Annotated in this window: 23 protein-coding genes and 1 pseudogene; 3 read left to right on the forward strand and 21 right to left on the reverse strand. The window is 60.5% G+C overall.

Annotated elements, in window-relative coordinates; all coding sequences use genetic code 11:
* Positions 1-684: 684 nt before the first annotated feature.
* The 3 genes from FSO04_RS18540 to FSO04_RS18550 form a co-directional block, all read right to left on the reverse strand.
* On the reverse strand, positions 685-948 hold the full coding sequence (locus FSO04_RS18540) for a hypothetical protein (RefSeq protein WP_154561211.1): 264 nt from the start codon (positions 946-948) through the stop codon (positions 685-687).
* Between the two features lie 446 nt (positions 949-1,394).
* Positions 1,395-1,586, reverse strand: coding sequence for a hypothetical protein (locus FSO04_RS18545; protein ID WP_154561213.1), 192 nt, complete (start codon positions 1,584-1,586; stop codon positions 1,395-1,397).
* A 221-nt stretch (positions 1,587-1,807) separates the two neighbouring features.
* A complete protein-coding gene (locus tag FSO04_RS18550; RefSeq protein ID WP_154561215.1) occupies positions 1,808-1,996 on the reverse strand; it encodes a hypothetical protein in 189 nt (62 codons plus the stop codon).
* Between the two features lie 1,135 nt (positions 1,997-3,131).
* On the opposite strand from FSO04_RS18550, the gene FSO04_RS18555 reads away from it, so the two are divergent.
* Together FSO04_RS18555 and FSO04_RS18560 are read left to right on the forward strand one after the other, a co-directional pair.
* Positions 3,132-3,977: a hypothetical protein gene (locus tag FSO04_RS18555; protein ID WP_154561217.1), complete on the forward strand. Its 846-nt coding sequence runs from the start codon at positions 3,132-3,134 to the stop codon at positions 3,975-3,977.
* 534 nt (positions 3,978-4,511) lie between these two features.
* Positions 4,512-6,203 (forward strand): hypothetical protein, encoded by a 1,692-nt coding sequence (locus tag FSO04_RS18560; RefSeq protein WP_154561219.1) that lies wholly within the window; start codon positions 4,512-4,514, stop codon positions 6,201-6,203.
* Positions 6,204-6,391: 188 nt separating this feature from the next.
* Here FSO04_RS18560 and FSO04_RS18565 read toward each other — a convergent pair whose 3' ends face one another.
* The 7 genes and pseudogenes from FSO04_RS18565 to FSO04_RS18590 all read right to left on the reverse strand — a co-directional run bounded on the left by FSO04_RS18565 (position 6,392) and on the right by FSO04_RS18590 (position 11,399).
* A complete protein-coding gene (locus FSO04_RS18565) occupies positions 6,392-7,474 on the reverse strand; it encodes a hypothetical protein (protein ID WP_233464900.1) in 1,083 nt (360 codons plus the stop codon).
* Positions 7,475-7,747: 273 nt separating this feature from the next.
* Positions 7,748-8,083, reverse strand: a pseudogene (locus FSO04_RS48730) (FAD-binding protein); the annotation flags it as partial.
* 11 nt (positions 8,084-8,094) lie between these two features.
* Positions 8,095-8,496, reverse strand: coding sequence for a hypothetical protein (locus tag FSO04_RS18570; RefSeq protein ID WP_154561221.1), 402 nt, complete (start codon positions 8,494-8,496; stop codon positions 8,095-8,097).
* 333 nt (positions 8,497-8,829) lie between these two features.
* Positions 8,830-9,561: a response regulator transcription factor gene (locus FSO04_RS18575; RefSeq protein ID WP_154561222.1), complete on the reverse strand. Its 732-nt coding sequence runs from the start codon at positions 9,559-9,561 to the stop codon at positions 8,830-8,832.
* 158 nt (positions 9,562-9,719) lie between these two features.
* A complete protein-coding gene (locus FSO04_RS18580; RefSeq protein ID WP_154561223.1) occupies positions 9,720-10,379 on the reverse strand; it encodes a hypothetical protein in 660 nt (219 codons plus the stop codon).
* Between the two features lie 97 nt (positions 10,380-10,476).
* On the reverse strand, positions 10,477-10,860 hold the full coding sequence (locus FSO04_RS18585) for a hypothetical protein (RefSeq protein WP_154561224.1): 384 nt from the start codon (positions 10,858-10,860) through the stop codon (positions 10,477-10,479).
* 140 nt (positions 10,861-11,000) lie between these two features.
* A complete protein-coding gene (locus tag FSO04_RS18590) occupies positions 11,001-11,399 on the reverse strand; it encodes a hypothetical protein (RefSeq protein WP_174825297.1) in 399 nt (132 codons plus the stop codon).
* Between the two features lie 66 nt (positions 11,400-11,465).
* Between FSO04_RS18590 and FSO04_RS18595 the strand changes: the two genes are divergently transcribed.
* Positions 11,466-11,723, forward strand: coding sequence for a helix-turn-helix domain-containing protein (locus FSO04_RS18595; RefSeq protein ID WP_154561225.1), 258 nt, complete (start codon positions 11,466-11,468; stop codon positions 11,721-11,723).
* Between the two features lie 3 nt (positions 11,724-11,726).
* Here FSO04_RS18595 and FSO04_RS18600 read toward each other — a convergent pair whose 3' ends face one another.
* The 11 genes from FSO04_RS18600 to FSO04_RS18645 form a co-directional block, all read right to left on the reverse strand.
* Positions 11,727-12,026: a hypothetical protein gene (locus FSO04_RS18600; protein WP_154561226.1), complete on the reverse strand. Its 300-nt coding sequence runs from the start codon at positions 12,024-12,026 to the stop codon at positions 11,727-11,729.
* A 126-nt stretch (positions 12,027-12,152) separates the two neighbouring features.
* Positions 12,153-12,410 (reverse strand): hypothetical protein, encoded by a 258-nt coding sequence (locus tag FSO04_RS18605; protein WP_154561227.1) that lies wholly within the window; start codon positions 12,408-12,410, stop codon positions 12,153-12,155.
* Between the two features lie 103 nt (positions 12,411-12,513).
* Positions 12,514-13,323, reverse strand: coding sequence for a DUF4942 domain-containing protein (locus FSO04_RS18610; RefSeq protein ID WP_154561229.1), 810 nt, complete (start codon positions 13,321-13,323; stop codon positions 12,514-12,516).
* Positions 13,324-13,389: 66 nt separating this feature from the next.
* Positions 13,390-13,569 (reverse strand): hypothetical protein, encoded by a 180-nt coding sequence (locus FSO04_RS18615; protein ID WP_154561231.1) that lies wholly within the window; start codon positions 13,567-13,569, stop codon positions 13,390-13,392.
* A gap of 127 nt (positions 13,570-13,696) precedes the next feature.
* Positions 13,697-14,737 carry a hypothetical protein gene (locus tag FSO04_RS18620; RefSeq protein WP_154561233.1) on the reverse strand — a complete coding sequence of 347 codons (1,041 nt, stop codon included), beginning with the start codon at positions 14,735-14,737 and terminating at the stop codon, positions 13,697-13,699.
* Positions 14,734-15,660: a recombination directionality factor gene (locus tag FSO04_RS18625; protein ID WP_154561235.1), complete on the reverse strand. Its 927-nt coding sequence runs from the start codon at positions 15,658-15,660 to the stop codon at positions 14,734-14,736. Before FSO04_RS18625 ends, FSO04_RS18620 begins: the two co-directional genes overlap by 4 nt.
* A gap of 52 nt (positions 15,661-15,712) precedes the next feature.
* Positions 15,713-16,708 (reverse strand): YqaJ viral recombinase family nuclease, encoded by a 996-nt coding sequence (locus FSO04_RS18630; protein ID WP_154561237.1) that lies wholly within the window; start codon positions 16,706-16,708, stop codon positions 15,713-15,715.
* Positions 16,709-16,782: 74 nt separating this feature from the next.
* Positions 16,783-17,751, reverse strand: a complete 969-nt coding sequence (locus tag FSO04_RS18635; protein WP_154561239.1) for a DUF932 domain-containing protein — start codon at positions 17,749-17,751, stop codon at positions 16,783-16,785.
* A gap of 107 nt (positions 17,752-17,858) precedes the next feature.
* Complete coding sequence (locus FSO04_RS46890; RefSeq protein ID WP_154561240.1) at positions 17,859-18,338, reverse strand: hypothetical protein; 480 nt, start codon at positions 18,336-18,338, stop codon at positions 17,859-17,861.
* Complete coding sequence (locus FSO04_RS46410; RefSeq protein ID WP_166618207.1) at positions 18,331-18,483, reverse strand: hypothetical protein; 153 nt, start codon at positions 18,481-18,483, stop codon at positions 18,331-18,333. The genes FSO04_RS46890 and FSO04_RS46410 overlap by 8 nt, the downstream gene beginning before the upstream one ends.
* 682 nt (positions 18,484-19,165) lie before the next feature.
* Positions 19,166-20,149: a LysR substrate-binding domain-containing protein gene (locus tag FSO04_RS18645; protein ID WP_154561242.1), complete on the reverse strand. Its 984-nt coding sequence runs from the start codon at positions 20,147-20,149 to the stop codon at positions 19,166-19,168.
* Positions 20,150-20,451 lie beyond the last annotated feature (302 nt).

A 20,451-nucleotide genomic window follows, 5' to 3' on the forward strand; every position in this document is an offset into this window, starting at 1 on the left:
TCACTCGACGATCTTCGAGCTGAACGTCGAAAGCTACCGGCGCCGCAAAGCCAGCGACAAACAGAAGGAGCGACGCCGTCAATTACCCACTGACAACCCGAACGGAGCGACAACCATGGCCAGCTAAACAGCGACAATCACCTCGGCCGACCGGCCAAGATGAATGTCGGTAAACCGGACGTTCTGCTTGACGCTGTCCAAGCAGGCACACCTACGGTCACCAGAACCGGTAAAGCAACTGTTGCGTTGGACGTAGCACTACCGTCCGTGAGGGTCGAAAATACGCAATCGCTACCCGCCAAGCCGTCTTCGCCACTGTTCGTGGCGAAGGTCCGGTGAGTGGTGTTTAGCTGCTCTACCAACATCGACAGTTGAACGATCACTTCGACTGATGAAGCAACATCTGTCATCGCCAATCGAATGGCCGCTGACTGGTCAGTACCGACGTCTGAGCGACTGCGCGATACGACGAGCGAATGACGCCTCATGGTCGAACCCCGTCTGCCGGATCACCTGCGGAGCACACCTCAGTTGTCGTTTTTGTAATCTCGAACCGCTGCAGGCTTGGCGAATAGGGTGCGAAACGGGAGCGGACCTAGAGTGCCGGGGTTCAAGCGAAAATCTGCAACTTACCTGAGATGCCGGTATGGCCCGCATGGTGCAGGCCCTACCGGTGGCGCAAACTCACTCCTGTATGCTCACGTGGGAGCCGGCTCGCTCCTCTACCGCCTTCAAGGCCGCACTAACTCCGGCGGCCAGTTTCTCCCGGACATCGGCGTCTGCGACCTTGTCTGCGGCTGCTTTCACTGCCGCGAGAATGACCGCATCGCGGATAAGCCATGGGTAATTGACTGGTCCTGGGCCGGGCTTATGGATCGTGATCGGAAGTTCCACCACTGGAACTTCGTAGCAATGTCGTTGCCCACCGATCGTTATGCAAATTTCCATGAAGAATCTCCTATCTCCGAACGTGAACGTAAGGCGCAAGGACGCGCTTTGGCTCCACGCTACGGGATAACGAGGCAGCTATGCGTCATTTGCACCAGTAAGGAGACGGCAACGGCATATTGATCGTCTATGTCTCGTCCGGACAGTGTCTTGTCGGAGGAAAACTATTAATTTGTTTTTGCAGCGACCGTTTCGAAGTTGGGACGGCCATTTATTTCTTTCGAGTCGTTTGGCAATTCATCCGCCGAAGGGGACATTTGCGATGCGTCGAGTCCTGCACTCAGCAAATGGCTGCCTTCAAGAGACACGAGGACTGGAGTTGTTCAGGGTTGATCGACGCCTGCCCTTGTCTGCTGCCCCAAGTGCCTTAAGTGTGCCGACACACGAGAGGCGGCCAGACTCTGAAGCCGCGACGTTCCCAACCCGACGTCAGCTGAATGGCTTCCTCAGAGAATCCGTAGACAGCGGATTTTTCCGATCTGAGGCGAGCGCTTCAGAATCAGGTCGGTGATGTATTCAGGCAGGAGTGCGCGGGGCACGTTGGCCGGCACATCGTCGACGAGCTGCGGCGGCACGTGAACGATAAAGTCGTCCGGTGCACTTTTCAGGCTATGTTCGTAGCTGACGCGGTAATCCATGATGCTCCTGATCAGTGACACGGTCCGTTCGTGAGGAATTCTATCAGCGGAAGAGATGGGGAAACCGGCAGGGCGCTGACGAACGCCTGTCATGCTCGCGGCAGGCAAAAAAAGATGGCGGTCTCGATGGCAGGTGCGCCGGGTAGCGCACCTGCCTATGCCGTCCCGCGGATCACCTTCAGCCGGGGCGCTTGCCCTCCGCGTACGATTGCCCAATCGGCTTACCGAACGTCACTCACTGAATGTCCCGATACCAGACGGCCCTTGGTGTCGCGCATCCAGATGCGATTGCTGACGACGTCGACGATACTGTCGGTTAATTCGCCCGGCGGCGCGAGACTCCACCAGGTCTTGCCCCCGTCCATGCTGATCTGCAGCACGCTGCGGAACACGCCCGCGGGCAATAACATCTCCCGGGTATCCGCAGCGTCGTTATGCAGTTGGACGCTTAAGGTGTCAAGCCGCTCGCCGGACGGTTTCTTGCGAGAGTCGGCCGGGCACGCACAACGCTGATCGAAGCTCGAAGCGCGACTGCTGTGGCCATTCCTGACATGGTTGACTCCCTCTTTTCCGTGCTACTTCAGACCGTCTTTTTTTTCACGCGGTTTGGAATACCCCTCGTTTCGCGTCAGTGCTCGTCACCTCGGAAAGTCGCGATTAAGCACGGCCGAGACATTTGTGGGACACCGCACACAATTTAGCAAGGTGTGCCCCAGGCATTGGGGCACGTCTCCTACAGTGATTGACGGGTCTGGCACCTATCAGCGTTGTGTGGGCAGGTCTGAAAGCATTCCCTTCGAACCTGCCGGCAGCTTTAGCGGAAACTGCCAGCGCGGCGGCACCCGGACTGCGCGATGCACGACCCAATGCACTGGACGAAGGAGACCCGACCATGCTTCCACCAGAACTCAGCAAGCTTCACCAGGAACTCGCAACCGGGGCGGGTCCGATGCTCAACCTCGACCGCGGATCGCTACTGCACGAACTCAGCCGTCTTGGCCCCTTGCTTGAGCAGGCCGTAAGCATCGGCGCATTGCCGCGGGATTTTTTCGACCGACCGCCGGTAATGGGAGACGTGGGTCCACTTCCCGGCAAACATTGCCCGCACTGCGGCAAGCTAATCCCATGAGCCAGCCCCCCGGCGATCTCGACCCGGAGCCGCCTGACAAGAATGTAGCCCCTGAGCCACCAGCCCCCCTCGACGCTTCGCCCGACGCGAAGCTCCAGCGCCAGAGCGAATCCGGGGAGCACACCCAGACAGAGGCTTCGCAGGACCCTGCTGCCCTCTCTGCGCAAAGAGGGCGGCACTCCCGGAAACGACAGCCTGCGGGCAAGGACGGCGTGGGCCCGGTTATCGCACTTCGCCCACGCACACGGAAGCCCGAAAACGCACAACAGGCTGGCGGCACATCGGCAGGGGGCCGAGGAAGCCGACCGCCCCGCCATACAGGCACGGGCACGGGACATGGGGGCGCAGGTCAGAGAGGTGCAGATCAACGAGGCACGCAGCTGGCCTGCGCGTTTGTAGTTCAGGAGAACCCTAGTGTGCGCTCTCGCCTTCTTTTTTCTCCAAACCCCAACTTCACCGGACGTGTTATCCCTCCGGAGCAGGGCGAACTGCAACGGGCTTTTGATGTCACGGTCAACGTCGTACGTGCCGCCACCAGCAACGACGCCACATTCAGAGCAGATTTCGAACGACTTCTTAAGTACGCGCAGGTTATCTTTGGTGACAGCCCAGCGATGCTGGGCTACGGCACGAAGTGGCTGGCGGACTTCCGGCAGGAGGTTTTGGACCGCGAAGGACCTGCTATCAAAGACAAATATCTAAGTGACCTCGCCCGGGTCGCAATGATTTCAAGTGGCTCCCTGCTCTTCATTGGACTCGCCGTGCAATTGATAACCGCAGCGTACCTACGCGACTTGGCGCCGGCCACCACAACCACTATCGCACTGTCCGACAAGGTGTCGTTCGACCTCTACACGGCGCCTTTTCACGTCGGCGCGGCACTCGCGGCCTCAATGTGGGGTATCTGGCTGTCACGGTTCTGGAGTTGCTCCACACTTGAATTCACTCAGCTGAATATCGTCGAAGCCGACATGCTCAAGCCGTGGTCTCGCTTTCTCGGCTACGGGCTGACAGCCTTTTTTACGATGCTGATTCTGCTTTCCGGTGTCGTCAGCTTCAACCTCGGTTCCTTCTCGGCCCTGCACATTGGCGACAATATCGTGGTCGCACTGGTCGTGGGGCTGGCACTTGGGTTTCTGGATAAGGCGCTGCCTGATTTCATTCGCCGACCACTGGCGGCGGCAATGGCTGGCCAACAGAAAAAGCCCTCGTCGCAGCACACCGGTGCCACTCATACGCGTGGCCACCACGACGGCGCCTGAGCCACTGCGTCATAGCCCAATCAGGATTCTTCGACGCCACAAATGATCGGGACCTTCCTGCTGATGCTCTTGGCGATGCTGCAATACAAATTGCCGTGTGCCTAATAGTTAATCAGCCTAGTCAACGCGCCTTCGGGCGGTTCTTTCGTTTCTGGTGCCTGAAGTGCGGCTCAAACAGTCTCGCAGCAGAGCCAGCTGGGGCAGTAGCACTCCGCCGTGGATGGGATTGCGAAGGGGCTGGGCCCCGGCGGTCCTACCAGCTACCTGGGGCGCTCAGTCCTGCCCGCAGCGCGATCTGCCGAGCCAGCATGACCGCGCGAGGTGGAGCTGCCCGGCTCCCTCTGGGGAGCAGAGCCCGCGCGCGCGATTGCTCACGGCGCCTGCTTCCTGGCAGGTCGGGCAGGCAGTTTCATAGGGGGATTCCGTTGTATCGGCGTAGGTCTGTGCGTTCCCAGACGTAAAGACGCGTTGTTGCCGGTCATTCTTCGGCGGAAACCTCGGCACATTGCAGGGGGCTGTTCACAGGAGACTCCAATGAATCGGACTGCGTTGGCTCAGAGAGCGCTGGCGTTTGCATCCGTTCTTTTGATTATCGGTTGCACTGACCTCGTGACTTACCATCTGGCTGACGAGACGTCGCAGGTTCCGCCGGCGGCTTTCCCGTACGCGCTCAGCAAAGCAAGGCTAACAACTACCTTCTCGGTGACGCTTGTCAATTGCGACCCGGCAAAAGTCTCTGCCTTCCCCTCTCTCAACCTGAAAGTCGTGGCCGCCACTGCAGAGGCGTTTGAAGCCGATCCAGATGAGCGGTACTACGTCGACTATACGCAGCTTTCGACGTTCTGGAAGTCGACCAATCTAAAGGTCAGCACTGCCGGCGATCAGACCTTGCAGAGCGTGAATACCGAGTCCAGCGATCAAACCCTTCAGATCTCCGGCGTGTTTCTGCAGACCGTAGCATCGATCGCCGGTGCCGCTTTAATAGGCAATGTTCATGTCCCGGCAGAGCAGGCTGCAACGCAACAGCGGCAACTGGCGGAGCACGCATTGGCTTACAAGAATACTCTCGACTCTTATCTTGTCGGGCAGGTTCCGCAGCCCACCCAACCGCCGTACGAGATTGTTTCGGCGTGTAGCGCCGACGCTAAAAGAGCAGTCGACGAGTTGAAGGCGAAAAAGGCCGCCCTCAAGGCACTGCAGGCGAAGACTAGGTCAGCGACCGGTGCGTCCTCTCCTTCGGCTGCGTCCGACGCGGCGATCTCGCAGGCCGCGAATGATGTCGCGGATGCGACCAAAGCGGTCACCCTGATCATTCCGATCACGATCGAACCGAAGATCGGTGATTTTGTAAACGAGCAGGACGGCACCTTGTCCGACAACCACCTGTACATGGCCGATCTCCTGAAATATGTCAGAGACGAATGGGTCGACAAGAGCTACCAGAACGGATGGCTCGATGTGTCTTTCAACGGGGCAAACCCAGTGACCGAAGTCCCGGAAAACGACCCAGCTGCGATCGCGGCGGCGGCCCGTGCAAAGAATGGCGAAAACGTGCTCGTGCCGGAGATGACGGACGTATCGTTCGAGCTGTTTGTGAGAAAGTTCTCGCTTCGGCCTCCCACGGCCACGTCGGACCCTTCAGCTCCTCGAGTTGCTCCGGGTGGCGCGACTGAACATGACGGGCTTGTCGTGCGCCAACCAGCGACAGGATTTTTCCGTGCTTGCCTGGGTCTTTGCCGACCCGCGGACAAGTTTGGAGTTGTCCCTCCGGACCCGACAGGGGCCAATGTTGACCTCCAGCAACAGGTTCAGGTGTCCGTACCACAGCTTGGAAAGAAACTGGATATGCCCCTGCATAATGGGTTCGGTCAGGATATGAGCCTCGCGTTGACGCTGGGTCCAGACGGGGCGATGAATATTCTGTCGTTCCAGGACAACTCGACGATTGGCGCCGGGCTGACGGCAGTTGGAAATGCCGGGGCGGCGTACACGAGTGCAGTTACCGCCCGCAACGCGGCCATCACGGCGAGAAACGGCGCGGTAACGGGCCAAGAAGGACTTGCGGTCAGCAATGAGCAGATCGCGGTCGGCTATGCCGGACTCGCGGGGACCAATGCGAGTTTTGCTGACAACGCGCTCAAGGCGCAGGCCGATTGTATCCAGCAGGAGCAGACGATCGTTAAGAATGGGCGGTCTCCGACGGTCCAGTGTCCTGGCGGGAAATAACGGTGTGACGCTGGAGCCCCGCCCTGGCTGTTGCCGATCGCCTTGGTCGTTATGCCGAGGCAAACACGCCGCGTCCATGGACAACGTTCACGCTGCCGCGCGCCCGGCAAATTATTGCTTTGTCTGAACGACCGCGACGTCGCGTCGAACAGCCGGAGCACCGGCTTTAGCGAGCGCCGACCACGCTCCTATCGCGGGATATCAAAAGGCACCTGCTGTTCGGGCACGGACGCTCCGCCAAGTAGCGGAGAGGCTTCCTGTCCGTGCCTGATCAGAATCAGATCAAATTGATTCCACACTGAAGCATGAGTTACGACGTTTCTCAACAGGACGTCATGCACAATGGCATAACAGCCTGCCGGGTTTCCCGAGCACACGTGGGGCGGATGCGGGCTGATGGCATGAATCTCATGCTGTGTCAGTAGCGTATGTGGTCTGCCGTGGTCGGCGCCCTGAAGGAGCGCCATCAGCCGCAAGACGAGCAGGCTGAGGAAACGGTTAAGGCCGTACGTATACGCGGGCGTCGACTCACGAATGACCCACCGTACCGTCACCCGTGGTCCAGGGCTGCCGGTCAGTTCATTGATAACCTCCGGCCTTAGCACGGCTTTTGCGACGGCTTCATGCTCCTTAGTCGCCGAGTTCCATCTGCTCCAGACTTCATTCACGGCGCGCTCATATGCGTCATGCCAGTGCTGGAAGGTCGCGTCGATTGACGCACCGATAGGGCGCCACCCATGAGCCCGCCGAGCATAATCTTCGGCAAGAATGGCGTCCTGCATGAATCCTTCTGGTGTAAAGCGCCCCGTGGGCAAAGCACTCTTGATCTTCTCGTAAAGATCCCGGCCGAACCGCCCGGTCGCCGCTCTCTGGAAATCTTGCATGGCACCATCGCCGGACCCTGAAATCAGGATCGCTGTTGGCATGGTGCGATTGGTTCGTTTGAAGAACCCGGAACGCTTCATTCCGTCGTAGTCTTGCCAGAAGTGATGGCCGGTGAACCCGTTCCAATTGCCTCGCTGGCCGGTTGGGGGCGGAGGTCTCTCGGACGTGATTTCCTCCCCGAAGCCGATGCAGGACACGATCGCTGCAAACTTCTCACTATTCCAGGATGGGGTCGTCCAACCCGACGTCACCCGCACCAGTTCGGTCGCGGCCGCATCCGACACGGTGAGCATTGGGTGGCCGGGGACACGCGTTGCGAGCGCAGATGCCGCAAGGCTGTCGTCGATTGTCAAATCGTTGGCGTTTCGGCCGTACAGGATGGTCAATGAACCTGCACCGACCGCGATTGTCGAGTCCGGTACGGGCGGGGACAGTGCTGAGCTATGAAGACTGGACCAGACACCTGCAAGCCTGGACCCAGTAAGCCGACTCGGGGGCAGGGGCAACTGGATTGGCGATTGGGGGCCTCCCGGCCCCGTTGCGACAGGGGCTCCAGGCAGTACGATCGGTAGCGATCCCTGGTTCCAGTGTTGGTGTGGCCAGTCATACTCCGTTGGATCGACAGTTCGCCAGTAGCAACTAGCCAAAGTCCCGAAAGGGTATGTTTCCTTTTCCACAATCGTCACGTCTGCGCCCTGCTCCGCAGCGGACAACCCCAGTGCTACCCCGGCGACGCCAGCCCCCAGCACGAGGAGTCGCTTCCTTTTTATGGCCTTCTGTTCATCATCACTGTCGCGGCGCTGAACAGCGACAAGACCTGATCTCAACAAGGCGTCCGCGAGTAACGTGGCGCGGATCAACTGGTCCCGTACGCTTCCTGTCCTGACGCTGGTAAGGTCATAGCACCGCGGCGTGATCCGGTGGAGGCTCAATACCTGCGTTATTCTTTCTGACATTCTTGCCTCCCGCCGCCTCGCGGCCGGAATTGCGTGCATGCCAAACGGCTCTATCCCGTGTAACGGTTGCCTACGACGGCACGGGCGAAGTCAAGAGCCTGCCGATATTCAAAGAAATGCCGCCGTCCCGTCGACTCAAGGTCTTCGGCATCGGCGAGGGACAGAGTGATCCGGGCGTTTTTAAGACCGTGGACGTTTGCCAGGTTCGTGAAATCCACCGCGCCTACGCTGTCATCCCAGATCCAGTCCTGCGTAGCGTCGAGGATCAATTCGCCGGCTGTGCCGGGAGCGTCGACGCGAAATTCCGCGAGCTTTTCCCGCACAATCTTTAGTGCAGGCAGAAATAGTGACTCTCTGGGCACGAGCGCGATCACCAGCCCGTCCTGATGTGCCCACAGGACGCTGTCTTCATCCCGCCACTCAACCGCGGCGTCGCCAGGGAATCCTGCCATACATGCTCCTGGTGTCGATCACAGGTACTTTAGCCTACTCCAACCGGTCAGAGTCTTCCAGACCACTGATGTGACTGGTATGAACGATGAAACGGCCTGCGCGACCTGGGTTGGTCGTCTCGTTGTGTACTCGGTCCAATGGAAGCGACCTGAATGGAGGTCGCTCGCGGGCTGCAAAAAAAAATGAATCGAAGGCGGCATTGAAGTGGCAACCCTCTGCGATGAGAGGGTTGCGGCCCCGATTGGCGCATATCTCGCGAAATCTGGCCAATAACGGCCGATGATAAACGGCGAACGAGTTCAGAGAAATTGCCCGCGCGACAAACCCAGGTTTCAGACCGTATGCACCTCCGCTTCTGGAGGCGCGAGTGGAGCAGTACGCCTTGCGATCTTCTCGAGCCGGTAGCCGTAACTGTATATGGGAACGATACAGTAGCCATTTTGCGGGCGAAGGTCGAGCTTCACCCGCACCGCTGAGACGTGCGTGGAGAGGGTGCGCGTGAGGATCTCCGGAGAATGCTTCCAGACCATCTCGAATATGTGCGCGTGCGAAAGTGGCCGCCCGATGTTGCGAAAGAACAAAAGCGCAAGGTCGAATTCCTTCGTAGAGAGAGCGACAGGTTGGCTGCAAAGCGTGGCGCTTCTTTGCGCCAGGCCGAACTCGTAGTCCCCGAAGGTCTCTACCTCCGACCGGTGCTGTGGCCAGGCACTGCGCAACAGGTTCGTCACGCGCGCGAGCAACACCGCCGAGGGAACTGGCTTCACTACGTAGTCGTCAGCATCGGAAGTGAGGGCAGCCACGATGTCGATCTCCGCCGAGCGGTTGGAGATGAACATGACCGGTAGCCTTGGCGGGCAGTTCTCGCGAATCCAGCGCAGCACTGCATCGCCGGGCATACCGGCCAGGTTCCAGTCCAGCGTGACAAGGTCAAAGCTTTCGCGCTGCAGGCGGTGAATGAACGCGTGGCCGGACGAGAACGCATGGCAGTCGTGGCCGGCAGGCGCAAGGGTCGCCGTGATGAATTCAAGGTCGACTGGTTTGTCGTGAACGATGGCGATTCGCATGATTACTGTCTCGTACAAGCAGGGGGCATTCAGGGAATGGCGCAGGCGCCGTGGACATCGCGCAGGGCGGTCCGCTGCACACGGCACACCGGGCAAGGCCAATTGCGGGCAAGGCCCGCTGCCTGACGCAGCAGGCCATACGGTTGAGAGCCGACTGGTTACCGGGCTTCCTGCCAGCCGTTGTCGGTCTTGATCATGCTGATCGTCTGCGTGAATTCCATGTCGACGTCGTCTGCAAGATCCGTCGGCTTGCCCCTGAAAAAGTTGCTGAGGAACGGAAGGGTTACGTTGGGACACGTCTGCACGATCCTGCTCCGGAAGAACTGGCCCGGACTGTTGAGGTTCAGTCGGCTCGCCAGATTGCCCACCTCGATCTTTTCGTCCATCATCGGCTTGTACTGGTCCTGATGCTGCGCCTCGAATGTCTGCCCTGCGCTCAGATCGTTCGGGTTGGCGTCGACATAGGCCTGCTTCTGGCTGTAGTAATCGTTCGACTTCTGTTCCGCATCGGCTTTCATCGATTGATACCTGTCGTAAAGCGTGCTCCATTGCTTCACATAGTCTTTGACGTCACTGTCGGGTGACATGCGAACCGTGTAATGGACCTCGACCCGGTAGTCGCTCCCGCTGTCGCCCGGAATGCCGTTCGTCTTTTTGAAGCCTTTGAGCTCGAAGTATTTGCAGTCGCCAAGCGTATCCGTGACAGCCTGCTTCGCGTCGCTTTCAGAAGGGGCGCTGTGTTCGCAAGCGGCGAGACTTGCGGTGATGCAGGCGTACAGCGCGAGTCGAGCGAATCCCATATCGCATTTGATCTTCATGATGTCGTGTTCCTGTTGAAGTGGTGGATGGTTTTGTGGCGTCCGACGGTGTCTCCCTTGTATGGCGGAGCGTGTCCCGTACGGATTAAAGGAAAAATCAGACGCGAGCCGCGATAGTCTGGATATGCTTCATCCAGATGGTCGCTGATGGCAGGCGCTCAACGAGCGCGACGAGCTTTGAGTCGGCGCCGTGCGCCTTGACGCAACTGTCGTTGAGGATCGCCGCCTGCAGATAGAAAAGAAACGCCGGTGCGCCGGTGCCCAGTGCTTCGGCCACGGCGCCCAGTGACTCGACTTCGTCCAGTAGCTCACGCACGAAGCGCGAAGACAGGCCGGAGCGATTCATCGTAACGATTGCCTCAACTGCAAGGTCAGCGGCTGAGCCGGGATCGTCGACAGGGATTTCAGCTTGAGTAATTGCCTGAGACTCGACGAGACACCGCATTACATCGTCGAAAAAGTCAGTGCACGAATAAGCCATGAGCTGCTCCAGAACTGATTACCGGACAGATCTCCCCAGCCGGGAGACTTGCGCGTTTGGGTGAGAGAAAAAACGAATGCGGCGATCAGGCCACGCGCGCGAACTGCCGGTCTGTTACGACTGTGCCGACGCGGCCAGCGTTACTCCGGTTGGCCCACATCTCCATCGGTTACGTGCGTCGGCTCCCCGTCGTGCGTTGACGTTGCATCGCCGGTCTCTGTGTCCAGTGTCGTCAGGCATGCCCGGAAGATCGGTGCGCCCAGCAGGCCACTGCGTTCGAGCGCGATCAGGCGCTCGCGGCGCATGTTCGCGGGGTGGGATGAATCGCCGACGAGCTGCCATACCGCGTCAATCAGAGCGTCCCGTGCTGCGCGCCGCTGAATCAGGTATGCCACTCCGGCGAGCGGCCCGATGCACGCGGCCGCGATGATCCAGCCGGCTGGCCGGAGGCAAACGCGGTTAGCCCGTAGCCGGTGCATGTCGAGGGCAATGCCGAGTGCCGTCGCTACTGCGCCGGACAGCCAGACGAGTTGAAACATGTAAACCTCCTTGAATATACCGTATACGGATACAGAATATCCGTTTTGTGTATCTAGAATTTCCCCATGACCCATCCGATCCACGACCCCCGCTATCAGCGGATCGCGACGCTGCTCGCGGACTTGCGCAAGCAGCGCGGCTTGCTGCAACAGGAAGTCGCGGACCGGCTCGGACGGCCACAAGCTTTCGTTTCGAAGGCCGAGAGTGGCGTCCGCCGCCTCGATCTCGTTGAGCTGATGGACTTCCTCCGGGTGCTCGATGCCGATCCGCATGCATTTATCGATGCGTTGCTGGATCAGCCCATGTCGTCGTTGCCGCGCTGACCGCTAGTAGTCGCCGGGCAACAGGAACGTGGTGGCGGAGCGGTCCCACTCGGTGATGACCCAGACTGTCTGCTGGTTGGGCAGCACGTAGCTGGACAGGATGCGCAGTCCAGCTTCGACCGACAGCTCGTTTTGCTGCCGATCAGATTCGGACAGGTCGCCCCAGTCGCCGCGAAGGTGGCGGATGAGCAGGTCGAGAATCGAGACTTTCGCGTCGGCGATGACTTGCAGTGCGGCAGGCGTGGCGAAGATCCGGCCAGGCCTGAAGCGCGGTCTGGCGTGGTGGGTTGAAGGCAGATTCATGGTGATGATCTCCTGAATATGGGCGAACACCGGCCTCCGGCTGGGCCGGAAGCGTGTGGGTGAAGTGCAGGCGAAGGGCCGGCGAGCCGACGGCAGGCGTCGGCGCACGGGCAGGCGGATGAAGCGTTACGGCTTGTCGTGAGATGCCGGCCGTACGGCTCGTCCGAGCGCATCGAGCAGCATTGCGGCGTTGGTGTGCAGTGCAGGCAGGATGTCCGCTGCACCCGGCATGGATGCGAGCGAACGCACCAGTTCGCGTTTCCGGTACTGTTCGTAGCACAGGGCGGCGGCGATGCTGATCGCCGTGATGCTCGCCGCGACGCCGATCCCCTTGAGCCAGGGGCAAGGGCGCGGCGGGCGATAGATGAAAGGGGTTTGATGCATGGTTTCTCCTGATAAGGGACGAGCGTGTGCCTCCGGACAGGGCCGGATGCGAGGTCTCTGAAGCAAGGGAAAGGGAAGTAGACGCAGGACGCGTCCGGGGGAACTACCGTGCTTCCGAGGCGAGCGCGTTCGGGTAGTGCTTCGCGAGAATCAGGTTCATCTTCTCGACCAGTTCGGGCCGCTTGAACGTTACGTGCCCGTTGCCGTTTGCGAACCAGCGCAGATGGAAGTAGGCGTTTTCGGCTTGAGTCTGCCGCGCCTGACGCGCCTCCGAGATAAAGCAGTACGCGCCGTGCCGGTGATCCGGCTCGGGCTTGCCGTCGAGTACGCAGAACACCCGGATCAGGTCGTCCAGCTCGTCGGTGACGCGGTGATTCGTGCTCCCTTGCGAGAGCAGGTATTTCACGATGATCCGCTTGCCGAATTTGAACGGCTGGTTGGTCCTGTAATCCCACGACAGCCGCCGGAAGCACTGAAGCACACCGCGTTCGAACATGTCGCCGCGCGAGCCGTAGAGCTGCGCGAACGTGGCTTCGATGTTGGCGGCAGTGAGTTCGGGTACGTCGCCTTCGGCAAGCTGTTTGTTCCACTGCTCGCGGGCGCGGGCATCCATGAAGGTGCGCAGTCCCGATTCGGACAGCAGGTAACTCCAGCCGCGTGTGTCGATCACGCTGACGATGGCGGCTTCAGCCTCGTCGCGCTTTGCATACTCCCCGGTAATAGTTGACCTGCCGCGACAGCCATAGTTGTCGTCGACGACGAGCCTGGGGAATCCTAGGTGTGCAGCCCGCGCGAGCTGCTCGGCTTCGGTGAGCAGATCGAGGGCGGCGCGCACGCGTTCGACGACGGCGACGCGCTGGTTGGCGAGATTGGTGATGCTGACGCTTTTGACGAGATCGGTTGTGGTATCCATAGGGCTCCGGCCAGGATGGTGTGAAAGGGGGTAAAGGAAGGGAGAAAGCGCGAGGCGTGCGGATCGTCATGCCAGTTCGTACGTGTGGCGCCCAGCGCCTGCACGATTCCAGATCGTGACAAGGCGCAGGCAGTTGGTCGGGTTCGCACACTCCGGGAACGGCGCCGCAGTGAGCGCGCGGAACTGTATTGCCGTGAACTCCTCCTCGCGGCAGTACGGCAGGCCATCGTGGGTCGTCGTTGTCATCCGGTACTTCGGGAGCACAAGCGCCGGACGATTGCGACGCCAGCGCCGGTACCCGAATGGGGCGTGCAGCTCGCAGGTCATGTCGATGAAGGAACAGGAAAGGAGACAGCCGGGCGCGGAGCCCGGCTTATGCCGTAACGTTGCGTTCGGCGAGCTGGCGGCGCAGTGTTACGGCCCTGGCCTGAGAACAGCCAAGGTGTCGGCGGATGTCAGAGACGGTCGGGCGCATGCGACCGGCCGCGACGTCACGGGCGAGCTGTGTCACGTCGTCATCGGCCGGTTCGGCGACCGGTAACGGCGTGACGGGATCGTCCTGCGGCGCGGGATTGGCGGTCATGGCTCCGTGACTAACGGTCGCCGATGCGTGAGTGGATTTGAATGTCGTTACTGCTGGCTGAGTCACGTGAGTCGCATCCGTGACTGGTTCCGGCCGCAGTGTGATGTCAGGCGGAGTCACGGCGCCGACTGGAGCGGGCGCGGGTGGCGGCCGAAGCGCGACGGTCCACAACAAACAGGCCACTCCTTCCAGGACTGCGGCGAACACGAGCCCCGACAGTAGGTCGATGCGTCCGGTAGTCGTGCCGAGTAACACAGCGAGTCGCGACGTGACTGGATCGGCGCGTAGCGCGTCACGCTGGGCCGTGACTCGATCGTCCACTACCTGCTGACGCCGGATGTCGTTAGCTTCGGCATCGAGCGCATCAAGCTTTGCACCGAGCGTGACGCGACGCGCTTCGAGTCCTGAACAGTCACGCGGACAATGCTGCGACTGGGCGAACGCAAGCTGACGCATTAACGTTGTCCGTTCCCACATCACGACCGTCAGGCTGCGAGCGGATGCAGGGGCTGGGACAGCGCTCACGGTCAACGCCCGTAGCTCTCCCGCATGCTGCTGGGCGAGCACGAAGAACAGGGTGTGCCCGTAACACGCGGTTGCCAGACACGCTCCCCATAGAAGGCTACCTGTGCCGCGCACTGGGAGCGGCGCATTCCGGAGCAACGCCGGCAACAGATGCGCGCTCGTGACGAGCACCATGCCGATCGCGACCCACACGATGCGTTCGGGCAGTGAGCCTCCGCGCTGCCAGCCTGCCAGGATCGACAGACTAAGCGCGGTGCCCGTTGCGCCAATTGCCAGCCCGAACGCCCAGCGGGACGTCGCAGTCATGCCGCCGCTCCACCAAGCAGCACGGCCTTGCGTTCCAGCTTGTCGCGCAGCGTTGACGGGCGCGGTGTGGTCGTATCGGTCGTGCCGCCATCCTTCGAGTCCGGAAGGACCGAAGCGGCGTCGGGGTAGAACTCCTCCGCGACTGCCGCCCGCTCTTCCGGGCTGTCCTCGAATGCACCGTTCGCAAATCCTGCACGGGCCGCCGCATCGAGCGCCGCCTGATCGAACCCGGCTGCCCGCCGTCGGGTATCGAGTTCCTTTGCCTGCGTCAGCGCGTCTTCCAGCGTGCCGCCCGACCGCACGCCGAGGTCAACGTAGTAGATCGGAGTTCTGTAGCTTTGCGTGGTCGACTTGCCCCGCAGCTTCAGTTCGAGCGGCAGGCAGGCAAGCAGGTTGCCGGACACGGCGCGGAAGTAATGCAGACGCGCGGCGAGCGTACGAATGGAATTGAAGGATGTCGTCCTAAAAATGAAACTGCCCATCTCGTCTTCGTCGCCGACGATGACGTTCAGCCGCGCGTACGGCTTGCAGTTGCCTTTTTGACCGAACGCACAGCCGTCGGGCGAGGGGCAGGGCAGGCTCTCGATACCGTTGCCGTCTTCGCCGATTCGCCGGCACGTTTCGCCGTTGCCGACGCACACGGGCCGGCCAGTATCGCGATCGAACAGGCTGTAGTCGGCCCGGAGGTTTAGGTCGGGGTCGGCGAACAGCATGCGGACCGGAATCGAGCGCAGCTTGCCCGATGTCGCCTTCCGCAACTGTTCGTTGAGTGGATGGAGCATCCATTCGCCGCGTTGCTGCACCTGGGTGGTGAGCGTAAATTGGTCATCCTTCTCTGGCAGGCGCTTGCCTTGCTTTTCGACAACCCTGCCAATCGAGATGCGCCCCACAACGGGCGGAGTGATGGAAAGTCCCTTGAGCATGGTGTTTCTCCTTGGATAGACAGAGGACGGGGGAAGACGGAAAGCGGGTAAGTCAGGTGGAAACGAGAAAGCGCCGGGTGCCGGGCTTTGAGGCGACGTATTGCTGTTCGAACTCGGGGTGATCGACGAGTAACCGTTTCAGATCGACGGTGGACGAATCCCTGCTGCGTTTGAACGAGACTTCGCCGGTTTCAAACACCGCCCGTGTGGCGTCGCCCATCGCCTGTTGCAGGGTCTGCTTCAGTTGCGTTTCGATCATCTGGCGGCCTTCAATTTCAGCCCGCACGGCAACCAGATCGGCGAAGACCGAGGACAGGTTGCGATCGCCAGTGAAATCGACCGTGCCGCCGTTGCCCGGATACAGGTGACGCAAGGCACGGTCGGCCGATTCGGAGCCATCCGCCGGGGGCGGCGTATCGGACTCCACGAACTGCCAGAAGCGCGCTTCGAGTTCAATCAGCCGGGCAATGAGCCCGTCGTCACGAGCGATGCGATGCACCTCGAGCGCCTGGCCGCAGAGCAACACGGCGACATCGGCGGTGTGCTTGCCGGTGACAGCCAGCTGATGCTGGACCTGCAACTGCACATACTCGGGTCCCCCATCCCGCCATAGCCGCGCACCAAATTCCCCCGCTGTTTTGCATTCCAGAATCTGCACGTCTGGCACGCCGACGATTTCACGATCGAGGTTCGCGAGCATGAAAGGGATCGTCGGATGCTGGAGTACCGCGTTGACCTTGCGCACGCGATTGCCGGTCTGCTGCGTGTAGGCAGCCGCGACGATCGGCTCAAGGAGGGTGCCCCAGTAGACGGGCTCTGTGGTGTCGTGCGGATCGGGCTTCGCAAGCCCGGTATCCCTCCCGGTCTTATCGAGCCACAGTTCCAGTGGGCTCATGTAGGGATTGAGTCCTACGGCTGCCGCCGCATCGGAGCCGCCGATTCCGCTCTTCCTGAGCTTCAGCCAGTCCTCGCGTGGAAGATCCTTCGTTTCAACGAGTCGCAATGCCGGACGGCTCCTGCCACGTCCAGCTGTTTCAGGTTCAGACATGAACGCCTCCCTAAATGAAAAAAGCCCGGTGAGCCGAAGCTCAACCGGGCGCTTATGCCGTAGCGATGGAACGCTCATGCGACGAGCTTCATCGCCTCGTCCCATGCGCGCTGCTTGAGGGTTGCGCCCGCACCGAACCAGGCGGCATCGCGCCGGTGATCCTTGCTGCGAGCGCGTCGATGGTGATCGCAATACTCCGTCACCGCATTCAGAAGTCCGAAGGCGGTACCGGATGCAGACGCGAGGTCCGCACCCTTGCCGCGTCCTGCATAGAGCTGGCCGACCGCCCTGATCGCGCGTTCGTTGGTGGTAATGGCATCGCGATCGGCCGGGTTGGTCGTGGAATACGTGAGCACGCGCCGCAAGTACGTTTCCGCCGTCGTATCGGAGACCTTGTGTTCCGACAATGCCTTCATGCGGACCATGAACGCGTCCCACGACGACACGGCAATACCGAGCTGCCGCTTCACAGCCTGCGCATCGAACTGGCTGCGATGCGGAACCTTGACAGCACCGGTACTGTCGCCGAGAGCAATCGCGAGTGTGTTGTTGCAAACGACTCGCACCGACGTGTATTGCGCCGTGGTCGCGAGGGTACCGTCACAGGCTGTCGCAAGGAGCAGATACCCGTTGATCTCGTCGCGACCCTTGAGCGTTGCGCTCTGGCCTGTGCGGGCGAGTGCCCATAGCTTCTTGCCGTCCTTGAGCACACCGGCCGTTTCGAGTTCAAAGCCCGACACCTCTGTCAGATCTTTATAGAAATCCAGGATTTCTGCAGGCTGCACGACCTGATAGCGGGCGGACACGACGGACAGCGGCGCTTTCGTGTCCGAACGGTAGAGCACCTTCTGTTCGGGAAACGCGTGGATTGATCCGAGGTTTTTGTTCCCGGCGGCGACAAAGCGGACTTCGGCTTCCTCGATGCTCCAGTCCATTCCTGCCTGCGTCGCCCACACTTCGAGCGGTTGATTGGGGGCGAGCCTGTTGCCGAGGCCGTGCCACGGTTGCTCGCCGACATAGGCCATGCTTTGTACGAGATGCATTCTGAACTCCTTATTAATGGGGAAGGGCATAGAGCCCGGCGCACGGCCGGGCAGGACGAAAGGAAATAAACGGGGAAAAGCGAAACGGAACGCGGAAACGGAATGGGTCAGCTGAAGCGGACGGTGAAGGCGCGTCCGCAAGCCAGACACCGCCAGTTGTCGAGCACCTTGAGGTCCAGGGCTTCGCCCAGCGCAGCGCCCGTCGCGCAGCCTGCGGCGCCGGTCACAAGCCCGGCGAGGATGGCGCCAGCGATGCCGCCGCACACGGCGCCAACCGGACCACCAAGCAGGCCGATGGCCGCGCCTGTTTCCGCACCGGGGAGCGAGGCGGCGATCGCGCTCGTTGCACCCGCTGCAGCACCGATGGCGCTACAGATCCGCCGGGCGATGTGGCGTTGCTCGGTGCGCAACGACTCACACGACGGACACGGCCAGACGAGGTCGCCCTTGCCTGGGCAAAAGCGCGGCGACTCGCGTTCGTCAGGCTCTGGCGGCTGGCGCAGCCCATGCAGATGGTGCAGACGGTGCATCAACGCGTCGTCTCCGTCCTCGTCGTCGTACGGAAAGAACGGAGGACGCTCACGCATGGATCTGTGCCGCGTATGCAGGGGCATGGGTGTCGCGCCGGACCTTGCCCACGTACTTGCAGTGGCATGCGGCGAGCAACGCACCGCCGAGGAAGGCGAGCGCGAAGGCGGCGAGATAGTCGAGGGGAGAAGAGGTGGGTAGCATCGCTTGACTCCTGGGAAGGATGACGACGCCAGCATGCATGTGTACTGGCGAAGCCGCAGGAAGGGCCAGGGCTCGCAGCAGTTATATGTGGCTCAAATTCGTTTCAATCGTCACGACGGCCTGCAAACAGACCTGGCGGATGTGTCGCGCTTAACCCCAGGCCGCAAGCACGGTTTAGATGGTTAGCTGGAAGAAGGCCGGGTCCCGGTGGCGAGCCAGCAGCAGCCCAACGAGAACATCGCGAAGAGCGCGAGCGTCAGGCCACCCAGCGAAGCGATGCGGAGAAAGGTTCATTAGACATCCTGGGCGAAGCGCGCCAAGGCGGGATCGCATCGGCGGAGTCGCGCGGGTTAGCCAGCGTCAGGAAGGGGGTATGTGATTCAAAAACCGGGATGGGCCCGGAACGCATTAAAGGTGCGACGGTGACCATCCTGCTTCCTGGTGCCCAGCGAGCGAAACATTCGTCTGGCTGAGTTCGACCCTGAGCAGTCTGCCGCCTTGCTCTGAAGCGGACATTCAACGCCGCTCTTCAGCGCCCAAATCATGCTGGCTTGACTTTCGAGTGAGCCGAGGGCACAACGTCATGCTTTAGTTCGTTTGGAGGGCTCTCTTAAAACGCGAGGCCGCCTGCGCACTGACCATTCACGTCGCCAGCATTGATGTTCCAGACTTGCTACGCACGTCAGGTCTCGCTCGAACCGAGCTTCGGATCCAGGGCGGTCGTTGAGTCTGTTTCTTCCGCCTGCGCAGTACGGATTTCTTCTTTGAGCCAAGAAATAAATGTACGAGCCGAGTCGGACAAAGGTTGACTCTCTGGATAAACCAAGTAATACCCGCGACGCGCACTTATTGTAGGACCGGGAAGCCGAACGATGGCTCCCGTTCTTATTGCGTCCATAACGAGCCATCTACGTGCAAGCGCAACGCCGTCGCCTCGTTCCACGGCCTGGATCAGCAGTAGCGAGTCTTCACAAGTTACCCCTTTGTTAGGAATCTGACCCACCACGCCTGCGCGCTTGAACCACTCTCCCCATTCATCGTAGGGGTTGAGCAACGGATATTGCAAGAGGTGATTCGGCGACGACGGCAATCCGTCGTATCCATTGATGCCCTTGGTCGCGGCTACCGGGAAAAGGCTCTCGTCGGCCAGCAGTTCCGACGCAAGCCCCTCCCATTTTCCGCTTCCGAAGCGAATTCCCAACGAGATCTGCTTCGCGGCAAGATTGAGCGGCGCGATAGTCGCAATCAAATCCACGCGGGTGTCTGGATGCCCGGAATGGAAGCTCTTCAGGCGAGGCGCTAACCAGCGCGAAGAGAACGACGGAAGTACGGTCACGGAGATATGGCCGGCCTGCTGGGTCGCTTCCCGCTTCAGCCGGCTGGTCGAATCCGCGAGCAGCTTTAATGCCCCCGCCATGGCCAGTTGCAGTTCGCGACCTTGGGGCGTCAGCACGACCCGACGCCCGACACGCGCGAATAGCTCGACGCCCAATTCGGCTTCGAGTGCTCTGACTTGCCGCCCCACCGCGCCAGGCGTGAGAAACAATGCGTCGGCGGCGTCTCGGAAGCTCTGATGGCGCGCGGCGACTTCAAAGATTTGCAGATTGCGTAAAGAGGGGAGTTGCATTGGATCGATCGGATACTTTAACTCCTCGAACCGTAGCATATTTTTCGCTTTTCTTTGTGACCCGCCGGCGATAATCTCACCGCGTTGTTCGGAAAAATTCCCTTTATGCAGATGGCATTTATTTTTTTATGCCCGCGGCTTTCGTATTTATAGAAATTAATTGTAAGGAATTAAGCCGGGCGAGTGCTCGCTGTTCGCCAACCATCCGAGACGAATTCCTTCGCACCGACACTTCCTCGCCAGCGGTGACGAGCGTAGAGCAGTCTGCCGCTCGGGCTTGACTCCCACCCTGCGACAGGCTCTGCGCGGTTTGTTGCTCGACTTAATTCAACCCACTCTAA

The sequence above is a fragment of the Paraburkholderia madseniana genome, from assembly GCF_009690905.1.
GTDB classification, from domain to species: Bacteria; Pseudomonadota; Gammaproteobacteria; order Burkholderiales; family Burkholderiaceae; genus Paraburkholderia; species Paraburkholderia madseniana.

Excerpts from the sequence above, each read along its gene's own strand:
- FSO04_RS18540 (WP_154561211.1), bottom strand. The coding sequence starts at position 948 with ATGGAAATTTGCATAACGATCGGTGGGCAACGACATTGCTACGAAGTT.
- FSO04_RS18545 (WP_154561213.1), bottom strand. The coding sequence starts at position 1,586 with ATGGATTACCGCGTCAGCTACGAACATAGCCTGAAAAGTGCACCGGAC.
- FSO04_RS18550 (WP_154561215.1), bottom strand. The coding sequence starts at position 1,996 with ATGTTATTGCCCGCGGGCGTGTTCCGCAGCGTGCTGCAGATCAGCATG.
- FSO04_RS18560 (WP_154561219.1), top strand. The coding sequence starts at position 4,512 with ATGAATCGGACTGCGTTGGCTCAGAGAGCGCTGGCGTTTGCATCCGTT.
- FSO04_RS18570 (WP_154561221.1), bottom strand. The coding sequence starts at position 8,496 with ATGGCAGGATTCCCTGGCGACGCCGCGGTTGAGTGGCGGGATGAAGAC.
- FSO04_RS18575 (WP_154561222.1), bottom strand. The coding sequence starts at position 9,561 with ATGCGAATCGCCATCGTTCACGACAAACCAGTCGACCTTGAATTCATC.
- FSO04_RS18580 (WP_154561223.1), bottom strand. The coding sequence starts at position 10,379 with ATGAAGATCAAATGCGATATGGGATTCGCTCGACTCGCGCTGTACGCC.
- FSO04_RS18585 (WP_154561224.1), bottom strand. The coding sequence starts at position 10,860 with ATGGCTTATTCGTGCACTGACTTTTTCGACGATGTAATGCGGTGTCTC.
- FSO04_RS18590 (WP_174825297.1), bottom strand. The coding sequence starts at position 11,399 with ATGTTTCAACTCGTCTGGCTGTCCGGCGCAGTAGCGACGGCACTCGGC.
- FSO04_RS18595 (WP_154561225.1), top strand. The coding sequence starts at position 11,466 with ATGACCCATCCGATCCACGACCCCCGCTATCAGCGGATCGCGACGCTG.
- FSO04_RS18600 (WP_154561226.1), bottom strand. The coding sequence starts at position 12,026 with ATGAATCTGCCTTCAACCCACCACGCCAGACCGCGCTTCAGGCCTGGC.
- FSO04_RS18605 (WP_154561227.1), bottom strand. The coding sequence starts at position 12,410 with ATGCATCAAACCCCTTTCATCTATCGCCCGCCGCGCCCTTGCCCCTGG.
- FSO04_RS18610 (WP_154561229.1), bottom strand. The coding sequence starts at position 13,323 with ATGGATACCACAACCGATCTCGTCAAAAGCGTCAGCATCACCAATCTC.
- FSO04_RS18615 (WP_154561231.1), bottom strand. The coding sequence starts at position 13,569 with ATGACAACGACGACCCACGATGGCCTGCCGTACTGCCGCGAGGAGGAG.
- FSO04_RS18620 (WP_154561233.1), bottom strand. The coding sequence starts at position 14,737 with ATGACTGCGACGTCCCGCTGGGCGTTCGGGCTGGCAATTGGCGCAACG.
- FSO04_RS18625 (WP_154561235.1), bottom strand. The coding sequence starts at position 15,660 with ATGCTCAAGGGACTTTCCATCACTCCGCCCGTTGTGGGGCGCATCTCG.
- FSO04_RS18630 (WP_154561237.1), bottom strand. The coding sequence starts at position 16,708 with ATGTCTGAACCTGAAACAGCTGGACGTGGCAGGAGCCGTCCGGCATTG.
- FSO04_RS18635 (WP_154561239.1), bottom strand. The coding sequence starts at position 17,751 with ATGCATCTCGTACAAAGCATGGCCTATGTCGGCGAGCAACCGTGGCAC.
- FSO04_RS46890 (WP_154561240.1), bottom strand. The coding sequence starts at position 18,338 with ATGCGTGAGCGTCCTCCGTTCTTTCCGTACGACGACGAGGACGGAGAC.
- FSO04_RS46410 (WP_166618207.1), bottom strand. The coding sequence starts at position 18,483 with ATGCTACCCACCTCTTCTCCCCTCGACTATCTCGCCGCCTTCGCGCTC.
- FSO04_RS18645 (WP_154561242.1), bottom strand. The coding sequence starts at position 20,149 with ATGCTACGGTTCGAGGAGTTAAAGTATCCGATCGATCCAATGCAACTC.